Source organism: Pseudomonas sp. p99-361, assembly GCF_003935475.1.
Classification (GTDB): Bacteria; Pseudomonadota; Gammaproteobacteria; order Pseudomonadales; family Pseudomonadaceae; genus Aquipseudomonas; species Aquipseudomonas juntendi.
Genome location: NZ_RHQO01000037.1, coordinates 12,328 through 34,472, shown reverse-complemented (window position 1 = coordinate 34,472; position 22,145 = coordinate 12,328). Strand labels below are relative to the sequence as shown.

At 58.7% G+C, this 22,145-nt stretch carries 19 protein-coding genes and 1 pseudogene; 16 read left to right on the top strand and 4 right to left on the bottom strand.

Annotated elements, in window-relative coordinates; translation table 11 throughout:
• The first annotated feature begins 328 nt into the window (after nt 1–328).
• From EGJ22_RS16770 to EGJ22_RS16725, 10 genes and pseudogenes are all read left to right on the top strand, one after another.
• On the top strand, nt 329–1,579 hold the full coding sequence (locus EGJ22_RS16770) for a ribonucleotide-diphosphate reductase subunit beta (RefSeq protein ID WP_029885549.1): 1,251 nt from the start codon (nt 329–331) through the stop codon (nt 1,577–1,579).
• A 184-nt stretch (nt 1,580–1,763) separates the two neighbouring features.
• Complete coding sequence (locus EGJ22_RS16765) at nt 1,764–1,970, top strand: zinc-binding dehydrogenase (RefSeq protein WP_080709183.1); 207 nt, start codon at nt 1,764–1,766, stop codon at nt 1,968–1,970.
• Between the two features lie 27 nt (nt 1,971–1,997).
• Nucleotides 1,998–2,734 (top strand): annotated as a pseudogene (locus tag EGJ22_RS16760) (SDR family oxidoreductase).
• Between the two features lie 297 nt (nt 2,735–3,031).
• Complete coding sequence (locus tag EGJ22_RS16755) at nt 3,032–3,748, top strand: GntR family transcriptional regulator (RefSeq protein ID WP_029885550.1); 717 nt, start codon at nt 3,032–3,034, stop codon at nt 3,746–3,748.
• The gene (locus EGJ22_RS16750) at nt 3,745–4,533 is read left to right on the top strand and encodes an SDR family oxidoreductase (RefSeq protein ID WP_029885551.1); all 789 of its coding nucleotides are present in this window, start codon (nt 3,745–3,747) and stop codon (nt 4,531–4,533) included. Before EGJ22_RS16755 ends, EGJ22_RS16750 begins: the two co-directional genes overlap by 4 nt.
• A gap of 53 nt (nt 4,534–4,586) precedes the next feature.
• Nucleotides 4,587–5,519 (top strand): 3-keto-5-aminohexanoate cleavage protein, encoded by a 933-nt coding sequence (locus EGJ22_RS16745; protein WP_029885552.1) that lies wholly within the window; start codon nt 4,587–4,589, stop codon nt 5,517–5,519.
• A gap of 69 nt (nt 5,520–5,588) precedes the next feature.
• A complete protein-coding gene (locus EGJ22_RS16740) occupies nt 5,589–6,467 on the top strand; it encodes an SMP-30/gluconolactonase/LRE family protein (RefSeq protein ID WP_029885553.1) in 879 nt (292 codons plus the stop codon).
• A gap of 70 nt (nt 6,468–6,537) precedes the next feature.
• Nucleotides 6,538–7,881 carry an MFS transporter gene (locus tag EGJ22_RS16735; RefSeq protein WP_029885554.1) on the top strand — a complete coding sequence of 448 codons (1,344 nt, stop codon included), beginning with the start codon at nt 6,538–6,540 and terminating at the stop codon, nt 7,879–7,881.
• A gap of 69 nt (nt 7,882–7,950) precedes the next feature.
• On the top strand, nt 7,951–9,273 hold the full coding sequence (locus tag EGJ22_RS16730) for an MFS transporter (protein WP_050492184.1): 1,323 nt from the start codon (nt 7,951–7,953) through the stop codon (nt 9,271–9,273).
• A gap of 93 nt (nt 9,274–9,366) precedes the next feature.
• Nucleotides 9,367–9,891, top strand: coding sequence for a gamma carbonic anhydrase family protein (locus EGJ22_RS16725; protein ID WP_080709184.1), 525 nt, complete (start codon nt 9,367–9,369; stop codon nt 9,889–9,891).
• A gap of 716 nt (nt 9,892–10,607) precedes the next feature.
• On the opposite strand, the gene EGJ22_RS16720 is transcribed toward EGJ22_RS16725, so the two are convergent.
• From EGJ22_RS16720 to EGJ22_RS16705, 4 genes are all read right to left on the bottom strand, one after another.
• A complete protein-coding gene (locus tag EGJ22_RS16720; RefSeq protein WP_029885557.1) occupies nt 10,608–11,867 on the bottom strand; it encodes a type II toxin-antitoxin system HipA family toxin in 1,260 nt (419 codons plus the stop codon).
• Nucleotides 11,860–12,177: a helix-turn-helix domain-containing protein gene (locus EGJ22_RS16715; RefSeq protein WP_029885558.1), complete on the bottom strand. Its 318-nt coding sequence runs from the start codon at nt 12,175–12,177 to the stop codon at nt 11,860–11,862. Before EGJ22_RS16715 ends, EGJ22_RS16720 begins: the two co-directional genes overlap by 8 nt.
• Nucleotides 12,178–12,343: 166 nt before the next feature.
• Nucleotides 12,344–13,186 (bottom strand): hypothetical protein, encoded by an 843-nt coding sequence (locus EGJ22_RS16710; protein ID WP_029885559.1) that lies wholly within the window; start codon nt 13,184–13,186, stop codon nt 12,344–12,346.
• A 218-nt stretch (nt 13,187–13,404) separates the two neighbouring features.
• Nucleotides 13,405–15,786: a glucose/quinate/shikimate family membrane-bound PQQ-dependent dehydrogenase gene (locus EGJ22_RS16705; RefSeq protein ID WP_029885560.1), complete on the bottom strand. Its 2,382-nt coding sequence runs from the start codon at nt 15,784–15,786 to the stop codon at nt 13,405–13,407.
• A 311-nt stretch (nt 15,787–16,097) separates the two neighbouring features.
• Between EGJ22_RS16705 and EGJ22_RS16700 the strand changes: the two genes are divergently transcribed.
• The 6 genes from EGJ22_RS16700 to EGJ22_RS16675 all read left to right on the top strand — a co-directional run bounded on the left by EGJ22_RS16700 (nt 16,098) and on the right by EGJ22_RS16675 (nt 22,125).
• A complete protein-coding gene (locus EGJ22_RS16700) occupies nt 16,098–17,342 on the top strand; it encodes an OprD family porin (protein ID WP_029885561.1) in 1,245 nt (414 codons plus the stop codon).
• Between the two features lie 158 nt (nt 17,343–17,500).
• Complete coding sequence (locus EGJ22_RS16695; RefSeq protein ID WP_009682575.1) at nt 17,501–18,307, top strand: NAD(P)-dependent oxidoreductase; 807 nt, start codon at nt 17,501–17,503, stop codon at nt 18,305–18,307.
• 24 nt (nt 18,308–18,331) lie between these two features.
• Complete coding sequence (locus EGJ22_RS16690) at nt 18,332–19,213, top strand: SMP-30/gluconolactonase/LRE family protein (RefSeq protein WP_029885562.1); 882 nt, start codon at nt 18,332–18,334, stop codon at nt 19,211–19,213.
• A gap of 67 nt (nt 19,214–19,280) precedes the next feature.
• The gene (locus tag EGJ22_RS16685) at nt 19,281–20,252 is read left to right on the top strand and encodes a TRAP transporter substrate-binding protein (RefSeq protein ID WP_029885563.1); all 972 of its coding nucleotides are present in this window, start codon (nt 19,281–19,283) and stop codon (nt 20,250–20,252) included.
• A 64-nt stretch (nt 20,253–20,316) separates the two neighbouring features.
• A complete protein-coding gene (locus tag EGJ22_RS16680) occupies nt 20,317–20,844 on the top strand; it encodes a TRAP transporter small permease (RefSeq protein WP_029885564.1) in 528 nt (175 codons plus the stop codon).
• On the top strand, nt 20,845–22,125 hold the full coding sequence (locus EGJ22_RS16675) for a TRAP transporter large permease (RefSeq protein ID WP_009682579.1): 1,281 nt from the start codon (nt 20,845–20,847) through the stop codon (nt 22,123–22,125).
• Nucleotides 22,126–22,145 lie beyond the last annotated feature (20 nt).

Sequence of the window (22,145 nt, the reverse complement as noted above, 5' to 3'; positions counted from 1 at the left end):
TTTGCCGCTACACTCCCTTCCCATAGCAAGCCACACAAACCCGGTGAACGGACGCACGCATTTCCGGTCGAAAAAGTTACCCTCGCCCGCAAGAGACGCGCCCCGATCCAAGGCGAAATCCGATATACTTCGCCCCCTCTGAAAAGAGCACCATTCAATTGTCCTGGCCCCTCCCCGAGGCCTGGCCAGGTACAAGCCAGAACACATTCAGATGTAAACGAGAGTCAGCCTCTCGAGCTGTCCATTCGCCGTTACGGCCTTGCGTCAGGCATCACATTCTTTAAATCCAAGCGGTTGCCCAGGGCAACCCTCAAGCAGGAGCCAAACCATGCTGAGCTGGGACGAATTCGACAAAGAAGACGGCGAAGTAGCCGCCAAAGGCAATAACCCTGCGCAGGCCGCTGCCGCCGCCACCCTCGACAAGCTCGACAGCGCCGGCGGTGCCGCCGCCCTGGAAGCCCGTGCGGCCACCGCTGCTGACTCCGACGCCGTCAAACGTGCCAAGGCAGCCCTCGACGCCCTCGACGTTGCCGAAGGCCTGGCCGAACTGGAAGGCTCCTCGGCCCGTGTTGCCGTTGACGAAAAGCGCATGATCAACTGCCGCGCCGACCTGAACCAGCTGGTACCGTTCAAGTACGACTGGGCTTGGCAGAAGTACCTGGACGGCTGCGCCAACCACTGGATGCCGCAAGAGGTCAACATGACCGCCGACATCGCCCTGTGGAAGAGCCAGGACGGCCTGACCGAAGACGAGCGCCGCATCGTCATGCGCAACCTGGGCTTCTTCTCCACCGCCGACTCGCTGGTTGCCAACAACCTGGCCCTGGCCGTGTACCGCCTGATCACCAACCCCGAGTGCCGCCAGTACATTCTGCGCCAGGCCTTCGAGGAGGCGATCCACACCCACGCCTACCAGTACTGCATCGAGTCGCTGGGCATGGATGAAGGCGAGATCTTCAACATGTACCACGAGATCCCGTCGGTCGCGAAGAAAGCCGCCTGGGGCCTGAAGTACACCCGCGCCATTTCCGACCCGGAGTTCAACACCGGCACCGTCGAAACCGACAAGGAGCTGCTGCGCAACCTGATCGCCTACTACTGCGTACTGGAAGGCATCTTCTTCTACTGCGGCTTCACCCAGATCCTGTCCATGGGCCGCCGCAACAAGATGACCGGCGTTGCCGAGCAGTTCCAGTACATCCTGCGTGACGAGTCGATGCACCTGAACTTCGGTATCGACGTGATCAACCAGATCAAGATCGAGAACCCGCACCTGTGGGATGCGGCGATGAAGGAAGAAGCGACCCAGATGATCCTGCAAGGGACCCAGCTGGAGATCGAATACGCCCGCGACACCATGCCACGCGGCGTACTGGGCATGAACGCAGCGATGATGGAGGACTACCTCAAGTTCATCGCCAACCGTCGTTTGACCCAGATTGGTCTGAAGGAAGAGTACCCGGGGACTACCAACCCGTTCCCGTGGATGAGCGAGATCATGGACTTGAAGAAGGAGAAGAACTTCTTTGAGACGCGGGTGATTGAGTATCAGACTGGTGGGGCGTTGAGCTGGGATTGATCGTCCGGGCCTTATTTTTCAGCGAGAACCGAACAAATTTCAGATTTTCCGAATTCTCGCACCAAATAAGCGCATGAGATGAACAAAGCCACCTGAACCGCAAAGGCCAAGGTGGCTTTTTCGTATAAGCCGAAGAACAGCTAAACCCCTACCCGCTTCAGCGCTCTGATTTCATCCCGGATTTTTGCCAGGAGCTCGTCCACATCGCCCTCCTGACCGACCTGCATCAAGACAATCAGGGTCGCGGGCCCAAGTCTGGCCACTACTGGGCGAAGGGCGTTGCCTACCCATCCTTCATTCAACTTTCCCATTGGCTCAGGCTTCCCAAGCCCACCAGTTAATGGAAAGCAGCAAACACATTGGCAAGATAATTTTGGAGATAGCCCCATGATCCCGGGCAGACACAAAGGTAGCTGTATTGATCTCAGGCGCTGCAGGCGGGATTGGAGCGGCTATAGCGAGGCGGTACTGTGAGGAAGGTGCCAGTGTGGCGCTGCTCGATCTCGATCCGAAAGCTTTAGAGGAGCAAGGAAAGCACTTAAGGCTCAAGGATACAATGTTGCTTGGCATTCCGCAGACGTAGGCGATTTCGGCCAGTGTGAGGAGGCATGTGCACGCCTGTCTGAGGCGATCGGACCAATTGATACCTTGATCGATAATGCTGGAATATCTCCCAAGCATGATGGTAAACCGGCCCCAATATGGCAAATGACTTCTACGGAATGGCAAAGGGTTGTGAACGTCAATCTCAACGGTGCGTTCAACCTGTCACGTCTCCTGTCTGTACCGATGGTTGAGCGCCGCTTTGGCCGCATTATCAGCATGTCCTCCGTGGCCGGCAGCGCCTTCTTACCAATTGTGGCAGCGCACTACAGCGCGACGAAAGCAGCCATTATCGGATTGACACGGCACCTGGCTGGCGAACTCGGCGAATACGGGATCACAGCGAATGCACTAGCACCAGGTCGCATCGAGCCCCCCCTTCTTAGGACTGTTTAGGCTTCGGCAACTGACGCCGTCATCGCAGATACGCCGCTTCGAAGGCTGGGACAACCATGGGAAGTCGCGGATGCTGCGTGCTACCTGAGTGCCCCGGACAGCGCATTTGTTACGGGCCAAGTGATCGATGTCGCAGGTGGCTGGCTGATGCGTTAAGCCGATCAAATAATAAGGGTCGAGATGCACCCAGGCGCGATAGCCAAGCGCCTCGCTGCGTCTTGCCACCCTTGGACTGTGTAAAAAGCGGGTAGGGACATCCACACCCAAATGGCTTGCGCCTGCCCGGCCCTTACCAGGTTTCTCCAACGGTCTATCCCATCGCTTCGCGCCCGATCGCAGACTCTAAAGCTCATTGCACTTTATCCCAGCGCCAGTTGGTTTGAAATCAACACTTGACATTGAATTTTTGTGATCACATATTTCATCTCACAAAACACAATAGGACTGATCATCATGACCGACGCCCCGATTGCTTTACCGGTGTTGCGCCAGGTTTCACGGGAAACCCTGCAAGAACAGGTCTACCGCCAGCTACGTGAGGCGCTGATGAGCGGTCGGTTTGAACCTGGACAGAAGCTGACAATTCGCGGCCTCGCAGAGGCCCTGGGTTCCAGTCCAATGCCAGTACGTGAAGCCTTGAGCCGGCTCACTGCCGAGAACGCCTTCGAAGTATCCGGCACAGCCCGCCTACGCGTGCCAGTCATGACAGTCGAGCGTTTGCGGGAAATCCGTGATGCCCGAGTAGCCCTTGAGGGTCTGCTTGCTGAAAAGTGCATCACTTACCTACAACGCGAAGATCTCGACGACATTCATCGTATTTACGCAGAGATGAAGGAGGCAGCAGATACCGCTGATGTGCCTCGTTATCTGTGGACGAACTTCGCCTTCCACCGCCGCATCTACGCCGTCGCTCGCGCCGGACTGACCGTTGCAGCGGTCGAAAACTTCTGGCTGCACATGGGCCCTTGCTTCGCTTTGGTTGCACCTGACAAATCCCATCTCAGCCGTTCGATGGAAGCGCACACACGGATTGTCGCAGCTCTTCAGGCATATGATCCCGCCGCAGCTCGCGCTGCGGTTACCGACGACATCATGCAAGCAGCTGACTCACTCGGTCGCTTGCTCTCCGTACTTGAAAACAACAAGAAATCAGGAGGTAAACGCGCATGAGCGTTATAGAAAGACTCACCCCTTACCCACATCTTCGCGTACTGATCTCAGGCGGTGCAGCCGGTATCGGCGAAATCATCGCCGCAGCCTACATCGAGGCGGGGGCCCAAGTTCACGTTTGTGATGTAAGCCAAGAAGCCATCGCGTCTTTCCTGGATCGCCACCCCGAAGCTACGGCCACGCGGGCAGACGTGGCTGATGCCGCCCAGGTCGCAGAAGTTTTTGCCGTCCAGCGTGGACGCTTCGGTGGCCTAGATGTGCTGATCAACAACGCTGGTATTGCAGGGCCAACTGCAGGTGTTGACCGCATTAGCGACGAAGACTGGCAGCGCACAGTAGAGATTAACCTTACGGGACAATACCGCTTCGCTCACCATGCTGTTCCCCTGTTGCGCGAGTCTTCCCATGGCCACCTGATCCAAATCGCATCAGTCGCGGGACGCCTGGGCTATGCATGGCGGACACCTTATGCCGCCACCAAATGGGCCATTGTCGGGATGATGAAATCCCTGGCTGCCGAGTTGGGTGAAGACGATATACGCGTGAACGCGATCCTGCCCGGAATCGTCGAAGGCCCTCGTATGGACGGCGTGATTCGCGCCCGTGCAGAACAACAGGGTGTCCCCGAGCCGCAAATGCGCCAGGAATACTTAAAGAAGATTTCGCTGAAACGCATGGTCACTGCAGAGGATGTCGCGGCCATGGCGCTGTTCCTCTGCTCTCCAGCCGCTCGAAACGTGACCGGCCAGGCGATCAGCGTGGACGGCAACGTCGAATATCTCTGACCCTTTACCCCTACATCGCTGTTTCCACAAAAATAAGTCAAAGGAAACCCATCATGGCCAAGCCTAATCCCATCATTATTACCTGCGCTGTTACCGGCGCGATCCATACGCCCTCCATGTCTCCGTACCTGCCGGTGACACCTGAGCAGATCGGGGATGCCGCACTCGGGGCAGCAGAGGCAGGCGCAGCGATAGTCCACCTGCATGCACGAGATCCAAAAGACGGACGTCCGGTGCAGGATCCTGAGTTGTTCCGGCAGTTCCTGCCACGAATCAAGCGTGAAAGTGACGTAGTCATCAATCTCACCACTGGTGGAGCGCCGACCATGGGTGTTGAGGAGCGGCTGCAACCGGCACTGCAGCTCAAGCCCGAGCTTGCATCTCTCAACATGGGTTCCATGAATTTTGGGTTGTACGAAATGCTCCATCGCTTCAAGGAGTTCCAGCACGATTGGGAGCGCCCTTATCTGGAAGAGAGTGATGATCGGGTCTTTCGTAACACCTTCCGCGACATCGCCTACATCCTGGAATCGTGCGGGGAAAATCGCACCCGCTTTGAGATCGAGTGCTACGACATCGGCCATCTCTACACGGCAGCGCATTTTCTCGACCGGGGTTTGTTAAAAAAACCAATCTTTATTCAATCGGTCTTTGGCTTGCGAGGTGGCATAGGCGGTCACCCGGAAGATCTCATGCAGATGCGCCGGACCGCTGACCGATTGTTTGGCGATGCCTATATCTGGTCGATCCTCGGTGCCGGGCGCAATCAGATCCCCCTTGCAACCATGGGTTTAGCGATGGGCGGGAATGCGCGTGTCGGGCTGGAAGACTCTCTTTGGGACGGTCCCGGCAAACTGGCGGTATCAAATGCCGATCAGGTTCGACGTATTCGCACAGTCGTCGAAGCCTTGGGAGGACGCGTTGCGTCGCCGGACGAGGCTCGCGAAATCCTTGGACTGAAGGGGCGCAACAACGTCGACTTCTGATTGCATCAGATGACGTAAGGAAAACGAAAGGTCATCTCTTCCCGTAAAACAATAAAAGAGGGAAATATCATGCGTATCGAGATCGTCGCCGATGTGAAAACTACGCTCGGCGAAGGTCCCTTGTGGGACGTCGAGCAACAACGGCTCTACTGGGTCGACAGCTTTGATGGGCGCGTATTTCGCTCCACTGAAGACGGTCGAGAATTGCGTGCTTGGGACGTCGGCCAGAAAATCGGCTCGATGACGCTGCGCAAGCAGGGTGATCATGCGCTGGTGGCGTTGCAAAATGGCCTGCACGATCTGGATATGTTGACGGGCGATCTTTCGTTGATAATTGATCCTGAGCCCCACCTCCCCCACAACCGGCTCAACGATGGGAAGGTCGACAGGCAGGGGCGTTTCCTGTTCGGCTCGATGGACACTCGAGAAGAATTGGCGACAGGCAAGCTATACCGGCTCGATCCCGATCTTTCAGTCCACGTCATCGACGAAGGAATCATCTGCTCCAACGGCCCATGCTGGAGTCCGAATGGAGACTTGTTGTATTTCACAGACACCTGGACCGGCGAGCAATGGGTCTACGACTACGATATAGCTACCGGCACGGCGAGCAACCGCCGTATCTCTCATCATATTGACACTTCCCAAGGCGGGGCAGCCGACGGCGCCACCGTGGACGCAGAGGGATGCCTATGGCAAGCGCTGGTGTACGCCGGAAAACTGGTTCGCTACACCCCTTGTGGTGATGTCGACCGCATTATCGATATGCCGGTTAAGAAGGTTACTAGCGTGATGTTTGGTGGGCCGAATCTGGATGTATTATTCGTGACCTCAATGGCCCGCCCTCCTCTTCCACGCTTCCCCGCTGATGGTCAATTACGCGGCGCATTGTTCGCGCTCCATGACTTGGGCGTTCGGGGCGTTCCGGAACGACGATTCGGAAGCTAAGACTGCGCTCCAAAATCGTTCGAATATTTCTGGTCTGACAAGGCTCCGTACCGGGGCCTGGTGAATCATCATGCCTACCGAAAAGAAAGCATCGCTGCGTAACATTCACCGCTATTCATGGGTGTCGTTGTTGGTCTGCTGGCTGATCTGGATCCTCAACGCCTATGATCGCGAGATCATTCTGCGTTTGGGGCCCACAATCTCTAAACATTTCGAGCTCTCGCCTGATGACTGGGGCACGATCGCCACAATTATCATGCTTGCACTCGCAGTTTTGGATATTCCCGGTGCGATGTGGAGCGATCGCTACGGTGGCGGCTGGAAGCGAGCCCGATTCCAGGTTCCCCTAGTACTTGGCTACACCGCGATCTCCTTTCTTTCCGGTTTCAAGGCGCTCACCCATAGTCTCACCACATTTGTCGCCCTGCGCGTGGGCGTAAATCTCGGTGCCGGTTGGGGAGAACCGGTAGGGGTGAGCAACACCGCCGAATGGTGGCCAATAGAACGCCGTGGCTTTGCCCTAGGTGCTCACCACACCGGCTACCCTATCGGAGCGCTGCTCAGCGGGATTGTAGCGAGTTTCGTTTTGACAACCTTTGGTGAGGAAAACTGGCGATATGTTTTCTTCGCTGCTTTTTTTGTTGCCGTACCGTTGATGCTGTTCTGGTCACGCTATTCGACATCAGAGCGTATCACCCGTCTTTACGTCGACATGGCTGCAAAAAACATGACGCCGCCGGATGTCTCTTCAAGCGCCCAGGTCATGAAGGGGCAAGCCTGGAAAACTCTCAAAGCTAGCCTGCGCAATCGCAACATCGCGCTCACGGCAGGTAACACCATGCTTACCCAAGTGGTGTACATGGGGGTCAATATCGTGCTGCCGGCATACCTGTACAACATTGCAGGTCTGTCCCTGGCGCAATCAGCTGGCATGAGCGTGGTGTTTACCGTGACCGGCATTATCGGCCAGCTGGTGTGGCCATCATTGTCAGACATGATCGGCCGCAAAGTCACACTGATCATATGTGGCATATGGATGGCGACAAGCGTAGGTGCCTTCTATTTCACCGAGACCATGACCCTCATGATCGTGGTACAGCTGTTGTTTGGATTGGTGGCCAATGCTGTATGGCCGATCTATTACGCCGTGGCTTCAGACTCCGCGCAACCGTCGGCTACATCGACTGCCAACGGCATCATTACCACCGCCATGTTCATCGGCGGTGGCATCGCCCCTATATTGATGGGTTGGTTGATCACAATCGGCGGCGGCTGGACGAACCTTTCCGGCTACATCACCTGCTTTTTGGTAATGGCCGGCTGCGCCTTGACTGGCGCGGCTCTGCAGCTGTTCACACACTCAAATATCCGAGCGGAAAATTTGGCAGGTGACCGCCTGCCAACCGCGCTCTGAAGTCCACTTTAAAACAATGACAAGACAGAGGCGCCCGGCTCTGCGGGCGCCATATAAGAGGACCCTCAAATGACCTCCCCTGCAAGCACTGCCCGGAGCCAGAAAGAAATCACCGCGTTGCTTTTCCGAAAACTAATGCCGCTATTAGTGATCGGATACGTACTGAGTTTCCTCGACCGTACAAACATCGCTTTAGCGAAACATCAGTTGGAAATTGATCTGGGAATCTCCGCTGCCGCATACGGGCTGGGTGCGGGGCTATTTTTCCTTACCTACGCGCTGTTTGAAGTGCCAAGCAATCTGATCATGCACAAGGTTGGAGCCCGGTTCTGGATAGCGCGTATCATGGTTACCTGGGGTTTGATATCGGCGTCGATGGCCTTCGTGCAAGGCGAAACCTCGTTCTACATACTGCGCGTACTCTTGGGTATTGCCGAGGCGGGATTCTTCCCTGGGGTAATGCTTTATCTAACTTATTGGTTTGGTCGGGAAGAACGTGCAAAAGCGACCGGCTACTTTCTGCTTGGTGTTTGCTTGGCAAACATCGTCGGCGGCCCGCTGGGTGGTCTGCTGATGCAACTTGATGGCGTATGGGGCTGGCACGGGTGGCAATGGATGTTCGTGCTCGAGGGCCTCCCGGCGGCTCTTTTTGCAATTGTCGTGTGGAAAAAACTGCCTGATCGGCCGAACAAGGCACCCTGGCTGAGCATCGCCGAAGCCCAAGCGCTAGAGGAGAGACTCGCACGTGAACGAGAGGAAGGTGGAAAAGGTGAGCACTCGATCCGTCAGTGGCTACAGCCACAGATATTGCTGGCGATATTCGTGTACTTTTGTCACCAGATCACCGTGTACACCGTGATCTTTTTCCTCCCTGGAATCATTCGAACCTATGGCGATCTTTCGATCCTCACCATTGGACTGCTCACTGCTTTGCCATGGATTGCAGCCGCAATCGGAGCAGCGTCCTTGCCACGTTTTGCAGATACACCTGCACGCAGTCGAGCGTTACTTGTAGGTGGTTATGTCGTTATGTCTGCAGGCTTGGTGATCGCGGCGTTTAGCGGGCCAGTCGCAGCACTTCTAGGCTTCTGCCTAGCTGCATCGATGTTCTTCCTTGTGCAATCGATTATCTTCATCTACCCATCGTCACGCCTAAAAGGCGCTGCATTGGCAGGCGGATTAGCGTTCGTCAATTCGTGTGGCTTGTTAGGAGGCTTCGTAGGACCATCGGTAATGGGGTGGATCGAGCAAAGTACTGGACGCTCGACCAACGGACTGCTTCTCATGGCCATCTTGCTACTTGTTGCGGCTCTCGCTTCTCTTGCCTTACGTCAAGGGCAGGAAACCAAAGATTGTGCTGCCCAGCGAGAGCCAACTCGTAAAACAATTTGACATCTACATGAGGCTCGCCGGCGCAGTTGCGGCGAGCTGCAACCAAATAATCAGGGTATATCTGGACCACACAATTCCACTTAGGAGACTTGTATGAAATATTGCCTTCAAAGCCACCGTGTCAATGCCCATTCCGAGAGCTGGATTGCGCCCAGTGCGAGCGTAATCGGTAACGTCAAGCTTGATGAGGGTAGTAGCGTGTGGTTCGGTGCTGTGATTCGTGGCGACAATGAACTGATCCATATTGGCAAAGATTGCAATGTTCAAGACGGAGCAGTGCTTCATACAGACTTGGGTAGCCCCCTTAGCCTCGGTACCGGCGTAACGGTTGGACACCAAGCGATGCTTCATGGCTGCGAGGTTGGGGATTTCAGTTTGATCGGAATCCAGGCCGTGGTACTCAATGGCGCCAAAATCGGCAAGCATTGCATCATCGGTGCGAATGCACTGGTTACGGAGGGAAAAATTATTCCTGATGGTTCAGTGGTAATGGGTTCTCCTGCACGGATCGTGCGTCAGGCGACCGATGCACAATGTCGAGAGATTGAAGCCAACGCGATCCACTACCGTGACAATGCCAGGCGATACCAGCAGAGCCTCCTCGAGCAACTTGAGTAAAGCTTTGAGCATCGTGATATTCATTTCCGCAGACACTGCTTTGCCTATCAGTCTAAGGCGGTGTGCCTGAAAGGGGGTTTTTGGAAAGCTGTCTAGTCGCTAGTCTAAGTGAACTATATTTATCAATGCCTATTATTCGGAAGTCAGTGAAAAATAAGGCCGGGCTGAGCATCGAGAAGGCTGCCGAATGGCAGCCTTTTTTATTGCCTGGCAGAAGCAAAAGCGGGAGGCTTATACAGCTCCCGGCATTGTCCCTCCCTGTCCATCAAGATAGCGTTTCAGGGCACTTGAGACCGCCCATGGACAGGTGGATGGTGAAGCCGATTCGCCAGACACCGCGTCGCTTGCTTCGCGGGCACGCCCGCTCCCACAGGGCATTGCTTATTGCCAAAGCCTGGCTAATCCTGCAATGCAATCATCGATGGCAAGACCAGCTACTGCAGGTATCACGAAAGTCTTCAGCAAACGGGGATCCTGTGGGAGCGGAGAGCCATGCTCAAAAAAGCCAAAGTGAAGAGACCTCGCCCACGCCGACAGGAGGGGTACGGCACACTCAGTTGCATGTGCCGGGACTGGACTTGCCAGTCTAAGTGGTCGTGAGCGAGGACGACTTCAGTATAGGGTTGATCGCAGAACATGCACCCCTTTGCAAACCTCGCCGAAGCGAGTTCCCCAGTCAAACGTCAACATTGCACAGCTATGCCCGCCTCCCCCAATCAGCTAAGTAACGCGACGTTTTCATCGATACGGCGCTGCACCGTTTGCAAAGTGTCTTGAGTGATCAACCGCGCAAAGCTCTGGTGCGCTCGCTCCGTAAACTGGCGGGCGACTGCGCAAATACGGTCGATAATCTCACTCGCCGTCACCTCCGGAATGTCCGCCTCGCGTGCCAAGGCAAGCATCTCCTGGCGCCCGATATCCAAAGCTTCCCCCATCACATCCATCTGGTGATACCCACCCGGGCCTTCACAGAAGGTGACGTCGTAGGCAGGTGCCAGTGTCCACTCTCCGGTACGCGACATGAGGTAAGCGAAGTTCTTCGGGTGGTCGTCGCGATTGTTGAATGCCACGTTGAACACGGCACGCTCGAAGGCTCGCGCCTTCTCCCGCAAATCATTGGTACACATGTGGGTGGCACGCAAAAAATTGACATAATCCAGCGCGCCAGGCGACCTGAAATCCGCGCCGGTGAATGCGGCAAGGCTTTGCATTGGCACACGCAGGTCACCCTGGCGGTCGAAGCGTCTACTGGCAAAGGCCGCCTGCCCATTGGGCAAGCTGAAATGCTGGGTGTCCGGGGTCGCAATGCCACACAAGCGCAAGCATTCGGCGTACACCATTTCTATCGCGCAGACTTCCGGATGCTCTTCCTTGGCGGGAAACTTGATTAGCCAGGCTTCCAGACCTGGCTTGGCAACGGTGGTGAATGAGCCGCTCAGCGGATCGCGATAGACCAGAGCCTTGGGCCTTGCACCTTGGGGAGAGCCACCCACCAGAAGCAGACGCTGCAGAAATTCTCCCCCCTCCCCTTTAAGTACTTCATGAACTTCGGCCGCCAGCATCTCAAGGGGGATGTGTTGCGGTGGCTCGAACCCTTCAGTTGCGACCGGTTCGAACGACATGGCTCCCATGGCGCTGTCACCGATGTACGCCAACCGCTCCAGCGGACCAACGCGCGCGGCATTAAGGCCCCGGCGCTTGAACAAACGGTCCATCAATAACATGCCCCAGCCGTCCGGCAGCGCATCATAGACAGGGCTTGGAAGAAAAGACTGATGAGCAGCGAATCCTTTGCGCAGGTTTTCGCCCCGCAAAGGCAAGGTGTACGAGGACAGCTCAAACCCGCGCCGCCTGGCTTCATTGCTGTATTCGAAGACGATTTGCGGGCGACTGCCGACCACACTAGTGGAGGCAAGCGTACCCCACAGCCAGCGCTCTCCCCAGCCTTCGTAGTAGACGCGCACCTGCTCAGGCATCGCCCTGCCTCATCTTTATGCGTTGACGCTTGGCGCCTTCTTCATATCGGCGCAAGTCTTCCAGGCTGTCCAGCTTGGGCTGAAACAGGCCCTCCAGTTCACTGGCACGCCCGAGCACCATCGCAATCCGCACAAGGTTCTCGAAGCTGACGTTTCGTCCAGCCTCAAGACTCGAAACAGTACTGATGGCGACACCGGCTCGCCCCGCCACCTCTGCTTGCGTCAGCTGTTGAGACAAACGCTCGCTGCGCAGGCGCTCACACAGTCGTTTGACGACCTCAACGGGTTTACTAAAGCTTAAATCCAGCATGGCAAATGCTACCCCCAGGCGCGAAGCGGTAGGGGAATTATAGGCTCACCCACAATCAACAGCACAAGTAATTCCTGTAAAACATGTTTTAACGTCAAAAAGTCGAGTTAATAACTGAAATACCGAAATTATTTAGCACCTGACACGAGTTCGTTGATGCATTGCATCACGCTTCATGCGTTGCTAAGGCCGACTCGGCTTCAAGCAGGTTGTGCAACGTATTGAGGAACAGGTCAAAGCTGATGATGCCGGTCGATACGGTCGACAGCACGGTCTGACCGTTTTCGTCCTTGATCACCACAAGTTCGGTCCACTGGCTGAGGTCAACATTGCGCAGGCTGCTCAACGCGACCTTGCGGCCATCCACGTCGAGCGCTTCACGAGTGATGGTCAGCGGTTTGGTGGTGACATTGAAGAACTCGCCGCTCATGCGCTTGCCCCAAACCTGGGACGTTTCGAGGTAGTTGAACTGCACCGCCCCGCCGCTTTGCAGGGTGGCGAATACTGCTGGCAGGCGTTCGTTCAGGTACAGCTCGCGTACCTGCTCAAGAAACACATAAAGCTTTTGCAGGTGTGGGTTGACCCGGCGAAACGGCTCACTGGCGTTACGGCGATAAGCGAGGTTGTTGATCAGGCCGGCAATGGCAGTCTGCCCAGAAGCGAACAGGTAAAAGTCGCCCATCTCGCTGAAGGGCACGTAATCGCGCTGGTTGCCGATGATCTGGCAGATGCCTTTCTCATAAACCTCATAACGGGCAGCGCGCAGTTTCTTCTGCCACAGCGCCAGGGCGAACATCACCCCACCGAGCACCGCCAGCAAGGCGATGGTGGAATAGAACAGGCTTTGCGGGCCGTTGAAGTTCTGGCCGCTGGTAGCACTCAGGTAGCCGACGAAAGCGGCCAGGCCCAGGAAGACACTGCCCAGGATAAGCATGCAGACGATCAGCGCCTTGCCATAACCATAACTGCCGAGCAGCTTGCCGGCGGACGTGACTGGGGTGGGTTGCATGGTGAAGCCTCCTTGCTTGGGGAAATGGACGTCATGTCATTGTTGGTGCTCAGACACCAGTTGTAGCTTTTAGTTCTGGGCCCAACGCGCTTCAGGTTAGTGCTTCAGCCCAAGCTCTGCCGACAGGGGTGGGGGACGTGCTGGCCGTCAACAAAGCCCGTGAAACCAAGCGCCGGCCGCGCGGTGCTCGATCTCACAGGCCTTGAACCTGCCGCCGCTTACTCCGGCAGGGCAAACGCCATCACATAGTCCCCTTGCCGGGTACCCAACGAGCCATGCCCGCCGGCCATCACCAGCACGTACTGGCGACCATCCTTGCCGGTGTAGGTCATCGGCGTGGTCTGGGCACCGGCCGGCAGGCGCCCTTCCCAAAGCACCTTGCCATCGCGCACGGCATAAGCACGCAGGTACTGGTCGAGGGTGCCGCTGAGGAACGCCAGGCCGCTGGCGGTGGTGAAGCTTCCGCCCAGGCTCGGCACGCCCATGGTCAGCGGGATCGGAATGGGCGAGCTGTCACGTACGGTGCCGTTCTTGTGCTTCCAGATCACCTTGTGGGTGGTCAGGTCCACTGCGGCCACATAGCCCCAGGCCGGTGCCTGGCAAGGCAGCCCCAGCGGCGACAGGAAAGCGCCCATGATCACGCCATAAGGCGCCCCCTTGTTGGCCTGGATGCCCTCGGTTTCACTCTTGCGCGCCGGCTGCCCGGCGATTTTCGAGGCTGGCACCAACTGCGACTTGAAGGCCATGTAGCTGGGGTTGACGAAGGCGATCTGGCGCTCCGGGTCGACCGAAATGCCACCCCAGTCGAACACCCCGAAGTTGCCTGGGTAGACCAGCGAGCCCTGCAGCGATGGCGGGGTGTAGATGCCGTCATAGCGCAGCGAACGGAAGTCGATGCGGCACAGCATCTGGTCGAACGGCGTTACGCCCCACATGTCTCGCTCACGCAGGGTGGGCGGCATGAAATTGAGCTCGGACATCGGCTGGGTCGGTGCGGTGTGATCACCTTCCACGGCGCCTTGCGGTACCGGGGTTTCGTGGATGGGCACCAGCGGCTGACCGTTGCTGCGGTCCAGCACGTAGATGCTGCCCTGCTTGGTCGATGCCATCACCGCAGGCTTGATGCCTTCGGCGGTCTTGATGTCGACCAGGCTCGGCTGGCCACCGACATCCATGTCCCACAAGTCGTGATGGGTGAACTGGTAGTTCCAGCGCACCTTGCCGGTGGCGATGTCCAGGGCCACCAGGCCGGCACTGAATTTCTCCGCCTCTGGCGTGCGGTTGCCGCCCCACTGGTCGGGCATCTGGTTGCCCATGGGCAGGTACAGCAGGCCGAGCTTCTCATCGGCGCTGATCACCGACCACACGTTTGGAGAGTTGCGGGTGTAGAACTGGCCGTCACTGATCGGCGCGGTGGCGTCGGGGTTGCCGCTGTCCCAGTTCCACACCAGCTGGCCGGTGATCGCATCATAGGCGCGGACGACGCCGGACGGCTCGTCGGTGGAAACGTTATCGGTGACATGACCGCCAAGTATCACCAGGCCGCCGGCCACGGTGGGTGGCGAAGTGGAGTAATAGCCACCGGGGGCGAAGCTGCCGATGTTGCGGGTAAGGTCGATCTGGCCGTTATCGCCAAAGCCGGCGCACTGTTGGCCGGTATCGGCATCCAGCGCGATCAGGCGGGTGTCGGCGGTGGGTACGTAAATGCGCTTGGCGCAGGCCTGCCCCTGCGCGGGGCTCGCTTGCGAGCTGGCCGTGTCGTAATAGGCCACGCCGCGGCAGGTCATGTGCGCCCAGCCTTTGAAATTGGCCGCATTCTGCGTGCTGAGCTTGGGATCGAAACGCCAGATCTCCTTGCCGCTGTCGGGGTCCAGGGCAATCACCTGGCTATGCGGGGTGCACACGTAGAGCTTGCCGTTGACTTTCAGCGGGGTGTTTTCCGCCGTAGTCTCGCCCGGGTCGTTTGGCCCGGGGACATCACCGGTGCGGTAGGTCCAGGCCAGCTTGAGCTTGCCCACATTCTGCGGGGTGATCTGCTTGAGTGGCGAGTAACGGTCGCCAAACTCGGTACGGCCGTAGGACTGCCAGTCACCGTCAGGCATTGCCGGTGCCGTGCTGGTGGTACCTGCCGTGTCACGGTCCAGGCGGCCGACCACGGTGCCAGGCTGGGTGAACTGGCTGGCCAGCGCCATCAGACCCGCGGCCGCCACGCCCACACTCAATACCCCTGTACCGAGGGGATAAGGCTGGCCCTGCGTCAATGGCCTGCGTAGCCAAGGCAATAACAACACCAGGCCAAGGACGAACCAGAGGGCCAGCCGGGGGACCAGTTGCCACCAGTCCAGGCCCACCTCGACCAACGACCAGAGCGAACTCAGCAACAGCACGACGCCATAAACGCTCAATGCCTCACGTCGGCCAGCCAGCAACAAGGCTGCGGTAATCGCCAAGCCAATGCCGGCCAGCAGGTAATACAGCGAACCGCCAAGGGTTGCCAGTTTGATGCCGCCGGCCAGCAAGGCCAGGCCCATCAGCAAAAAAACCACGCCTAGCAATCTGGGCAGCAAGCGTGAGGGGTGTGAAGCACGGGTAGTGCTCATCGGTGAAATCTCCGTTTCCATGGGTCTGAATCGATAAGACATTCAGCAACGAAGAATAGTATTACTAAATAATTCTGCGACAAACTGACGCACCCGAGGCAGTGCGTTGCGACAAATGCAACAATTCGCGGGCAGTCGTAGTATGACCAATTGTTATTGCGAGCCCGAACTAGAGCCTGCGCTTGAGCGCTCATCGCTGAAAGTAGCTGAATGCTGGCGGCCAACGCCGTTGACAGCGGGTTTTTCACTTGTTAAAAAAGCCGAAGTTGTACGACAACACATAACAAAAACAACATCAGCGGAAGCAACCCATGTCGAAAATCTGCCACACCACCCTCCCCTGTGCGCTGCTTGGCGCCAGCCTGCTCAGCTGCCTGCCGGGCACCAGCCTTGCCCAAGGTTTCATCGAAGACAGCAAAGCCGTGCTGGGCCTGCGCAACTTCTATATCAACCGCAACTTCACCAACCCCGCCAACCCGCAAGGCAAAGCCGAAGAATGGACCCAGAGCGTGATCCTCGATGCCCGTTCCGGCTTCACCGAGGGCCCGGTGGGTTTTGGCGTGGACGTGCTGGGGCTGTGGTCGGTGAAGCTCGATGGCGGGGGCGGCACCTACGGCACCGGGCTGCTGCCACGCCACGACGATGGGCGGCCGGCGGATGACTTTGGCCGGCTTGCCGTGGCGGGCAAGGCGCGCATTTCGAAAACCGAGCTGAAGATCGGCGAATGGATGCCGGTACTGCCAATTCTGCGCGCGGACGACGGGCGTTCACTGCCGCAAACATTGCGTGGCGGGCAGGTCACGTCCAACGAGATTGCCGGGCTGACCTTGTACGGCGGCCAGTTCCGCGCCAACAGCCCGCGCAACGACGCCAGCATGGAGGACATGAGCTACGGCGGCGCGGTGTCGGACCGCTTCAACTTCGTCGGGGGCGAGTACAGGTTCAACCAGGAGCGCACCCTGGTGGGGCTGTGGAATGCGGTGCTCAAGGACGTGTACCAGCAGCAATACCTGCAGCTGAGCCACAGCCAGCCGCTCGGCGACTGGACCCTGGGCGCCAACCTGGGCTATTTCCAGGGTGATGACGACGGTTCCAGGCGCGCTGGCGAGCTGGACAACAAGACGTACTCGGGGATGTTCTCCGCCAAATACGGCGGCAGCACCTTCTGGGTCGGGCTGCAGAAGGTCGATGGCGATACCTGGATGCGGGTCAATGGCACCAGTGGCGGAACCCTGGCCAATGACAGCTACAACGCCAGCTTCGACAACGCCAACGAACGCTCATGGCAGGTGCGCCATGACTTCAACTTCGTCACCGTCGGCGTGCCGGGGCTGACCTTGATGAACCGCTACATCAGCGGCCGCGACGTGCACAGCGGGGTGGTGACGGATGGCAAGGAATGGGTGCGTGAGACTGAACTGGCGTATGTGATCCAGAGCGGAGCGTTCAAGGATTTGAGTGTGAAATGGCGCAATTCGTCGATTCGGCGGGACTACAGCAATAACGAGTTCGATGAGAACCGGTTGATTTTCAACTACCCGTTGTCATTGCTGTAAGGCTTTACGCCGCTCATTTCGCGACACGAGGCCGCTCCTACAGGGCACGCGCATAACACCAGACTGACATTGCGTTGTCATTGACAACACTGAATCGCACCGCCAATAATCACAAAAGTCATACGACAACCTACAACAATTAACAATAAGAGCCGGTCATGACCACTACCCCCCTCAAACGCCTGCTGCTCACCGGAGCCGCAGGCGGCCTGGGCAAGGTCCTTCGCGAACGCCTGCAAGGCTGCGCCGAGGTCCTGCGCCTTTCCGACATCAACCCCATGGCCCCAGCCGCTGGCCCACACGAAGAAGTGGTCACCTGCGACCTGGCCGACAAGGCAGCCGTGCATGCCCTGGTTGAAGGCGTCGATGCCATCGTGCACTTCGGCGGGGTGTCTACCGAGCATTCGTTCGAAGAGATTCTCGGCCCCAATATCTGCGGCGTGTTCCATGTCTACGAGGCGGCACGCAAGCATGGGGTGCAACGGGTGGTCTTCGCCAGCTCCAACCATACCATCGGCTTCTACCGCCAGAACGAGCGCATCGACGCGCATGCCCCGCGCCGCCCCGACAGCTACTACGGGCTGTCCAAGTGCTATGGCGAAGATGTCGCCAGCTTCTATTTCGATCGTTACGGCATCGAAACCGTCAGCATCCGCATCGGCTCTTCGTTCCCCCGGCCACAGAACCCGCGCATGCTCTGCACGTGGTTAAGTTACGACGATCTGGTGCAGTTGATTGAGCGCGGCCTGTTCACGCCGAACGTCGGCCACACCATTGTCTACGGTGCCTCGGCCAACCGCACCGTATGGTGGGACAACCGCCATGCCGCACACCTGGGCTACGTGCCCAAGGACAGCTCGGAGCCCTTCCGCGCAGCGGTGGAAGCCGAGCCGGCGCCTGCCGCCGATGACCCGAGCATGGTCTATCAGGGCGGCGCATTTGCCGTGGCCGGACCGTTCAACTGACCGCACGCGCCAGGAGGCACGGCCATGCACTGTGAACTGATCGTCGACGCCCGCAACGGCACCGGGGAAAGCCCCGTGTGGCACCCTGGCGAGCAGGCCTTGTACTGGGTCGACATACCCGCGCGCCAGTTGCACCGCTGGCAGCCGGTGGATAACACGCACCAGGTCTGGCAGGGCGACCAGATGCTGGCCTGTATCGCCCGCAGTGGCGACGGCTGGGTGGCCGGCATGGAAAGCGGCATCTTCCAGATTCAAACCAAGGCCGACGGCAGCCTGGCCAGCCGTGTGCTCAGCGGGGTGCCGCATGCGCAGCCGGGCATGCGCTTCAACGATGGCCGCTGCGACCGCCAAGGGCGTTTCTGGGCCGGCAGCATGCTGCTGGACATGCAGCAAGGCGCCCACGTAGGGGCACTGTACCGGCATGACCGCGAGGGCCATTTGCACCTGCAGCAAGCGGGCATGATCGTGCCCAACGGCCTGGCTTTCAGCCCCGACGGCACGCGCATGTACCTGTCCGATTCGCACCCCAGCGTGCAGAAGATCTGGGCCTTCGACTACGACACCGACACGGGCACACCCCACAACCCGCGGCTGTTCGTGGATATGCGCAATTACCCCGGCCGCCCCGACGGTGCCGCCATCGACCAGGATGGCTGCTATTGGATATGCGGCAATGACGCCGGGCAGATCCACCGTTTCACCCCTGACGGGCGCCTGGACCGCTCGCTCAGCGTGCCGGTGAAGAAACCGGCGATGTGCGCCTTCGGTGGCACCAACTTCGACACCCTGTACGTCACCTCGATCCGCCCGGCGGGGCTCGACCTTGGCGACCAGCCGCTGGCGGGCGGGGTATTCGCCCTCAACCCAGGCACCAAGGGCCTGGAGGAGCCAGCCTGGCGGGGCTGAGCCCCGCGACGCGCACCACACCCTTTGCACGCCCGAAACCAGATAATAAAAACCACGGAGTTTCATCATGACGTTCAAACGCAAGCTGCTTCTTGCCGTACTCCCCTTCGCCTGCAGCGTGGCCATGCCCGTTTCGGCGCTGGACATCAAGTTCGCGGAAATTCACCCCGCCGGCTACCCCACGGTGGTGGCCGAGCAGAACATGGGCAAGAAACTGGAACAGGCCAGCAATGGCGACATCACCTTCAAGATGTTTGCCGGCGGTGTGCTGGGCTCGGAGAAGGAAGTGATCGAACAGGCGCAGATCGGCGCCGTGCAGATGACCCGCGTCAGCCTGGGGATCGTCGGCCCGGTGGTGCCGGATGTGAACGTGTTCAACATGCCGTTCGTGTTCCGCGACCACGACCACATGCGCAAGGTCATCGATGGCGAGATCGGCCAGGAGATCCTCGACAAGATCACCAACTCCGACTTCAACCTGGTGGCCTTGGCCTGGATGGATGGCGGCTCGCGCAGCCTCTACACGAAAAAGCCGGTGCGCAGCCTGGAAGACCTGAAGGGCATGAAGATTCGCGTGCAGGGCAACCCGCTGTTCATCGACATGATGAACGCCATGGGTGGCAACGGGATCGCCATGGACACCGGGGAAATCTTCAGCGCGCTGCAGACCGGGGTAATCGACGGCGCCGAGAACAACCCGCCGACCCTGCTCGAACACAACCACTACCAGAGTGCCAAATACTTCACCCTGACCGGCCACCTGATCCTGCCCGAACCGGTGGTGATGTCCAAGACCACCTGGAACAAGCTCACCCCCGAACAGCAAGCGCTGGTGAAAAAGGTAGCGCGTGAGGCGCAGATGGAAGAGCGGGTGCTGTGGGATGCCAAAACGGCCAGCAGCGAAGAGAAGCTCAAGGCCGCCGGTGTCGAGTTCATCACCGTCGACAAGAAGCCTTTCTACGACGCGACCGCACCGGTGCGGGAAAAATACGGCGCGCAATACGCCGACCTGATGAAACGTATCGACGCGGTGCAGTAAGCGCGACCTTTCCTACCGACCTCGGCAGGGCCACATCAGCCGCCCTGCCGCTTTGGTGATGCCCATGAAAAACCTCTTTCTGCGTGCCAACGACACGTTGTACCGCGCCTGTATCTGGGTCGCCGGCCTGTCGATCCTGAGCATGTCGCTGATCATCCCGTGGGGCATCTTCGCCCGCTATGTACTCGGCACCGGGGCCAGCTGGCCAGAGCCGGTGGCCATCTTGCTGATGGTGGTGTTCACCTTCGTTGGCGCCGCCGCCAGCTACCGCGCCGGGGCGCACATGGCGGTGGCGATGATCACCGACCGCCTGCCGCCGCTGCAGCGCCGGCTGGTGGCCCTGCTGGTGCAGGTGCTGATGGTCCTGGTGTGCCTGTTCATGACCTGGTACGGCACCCAGCTGTGCATCACCACCTGGAACCAGTTTCTGGCCTCACTGCCCAGTGTGCGGGTGGGCATGACCTATGCGCCGATCCCGGTCGGTGGCGTGCTGACCTTGGTATTTGTGCTGGAAAAACTCCTGCTGGGCGACCAGAGCCACCGCAAGGTGGTGCGCCTCGACCAACTGGAAGAAAACGAAGGAGCGGCGTAAATGGATGCGTTCATTCTGTTGGGCAGTTTCATTGCGCTCATCCTGCTGGGCATGCCCGTGGCCTATGCCTTGGGCCTTTCGGCGCTGATCGGCGCCTGGTGGATCGACATACCGCTGCAAGCGATGATGATCCAAGTGGCCAGCGGGGTTAACAAATTCTCGCTGCTGGCCATTCCGTTCTTCGTGCTGGCCGGCGCCATCATGGCCGAAGGCGGCATGTCACGGCGGCTGGTGGCCTTTGCCGGGGTGCTGGTGGGTTTCGTGCGCGGCGGCCTTTCGCTGGTCAACATCATGGCCTCGACGTTCTTTGGTGCAATTTCAGGCTCGTCGGTGGCAGACACCGCCTCGGTGGGCTCGGTGCTGATCCCGGAGATGGAGCGCAAAGGCTACCCGCGCGAGTTCTCTACCGCCGTGACGGTCAGCGGCTCGGTACAGGCGCTGCTGACCCCGCCCAGCCACAACTCGGTGTTGTACTCGCTGGCGGCGGGCGGCACGGTCTCGATCGCCTCGCTGTTCATGGCCGGGGTGATGCCAGGGTTGCTGCTGAGCGCGGTGATGATGGGCCTGTGCCTGCTGTTCGCCAAGAAGCGCAACTACCCCAAGGGTGAGGTCATCCCGCTGCGCCAAGCGCTGAAGATTGCCGGTGAGGCACTGTGGGGCCTGATGGCCATGGTGATCATCCTGGGCGGTATCCTCTCGGGCGTGTTCACTGCGACCGAGTCGGCAGCCGTGGCGGTCGTCTGGTCATTCTTCGTGACCATGTTCATCTACCGTGACTACAAGTGGCGCGACCTGCCCAAGCTGATGCACCGCACGGTGCGCACCATCTCGATCGTGATGATATTGATCGGCTTCGCGGCCAGCTTTGGCTACGTGATGACGCTGATGCAGATCCCGTCGAAGATCACCACGGCGTTCCTCACCCTGTCGGACAACCGCTATGTGATCCTGATGTGCATCAACTTCATGTTGCTGCTGCTGGGCACGGTGATGGACATGGCGCCGCTGATCCTGATCCTTACGCCGATCCTGTTGCCGGTGATCACCGGCATCGGCGTGGACCCGGTGCATTTCGGCATGATCATGCTGGTGAACCTGGGGATCGGCCTGATCACGCCGCCGGTGGGCGCCGTGTTGTTCGTCGGCTCGGCGGTGGGCAAGGTGAGTATCGAATCGACGGTCAAGGCGCTGCTGCCGTTCTACCTGGCACTGTTCCTGGTGCTGATGGCGGTGACCTACATTCCGGCCATTTCGCTGTGGCTGCCTAGCGTGGTGCTGTAACCGCACCTCAGCCTGTAGGA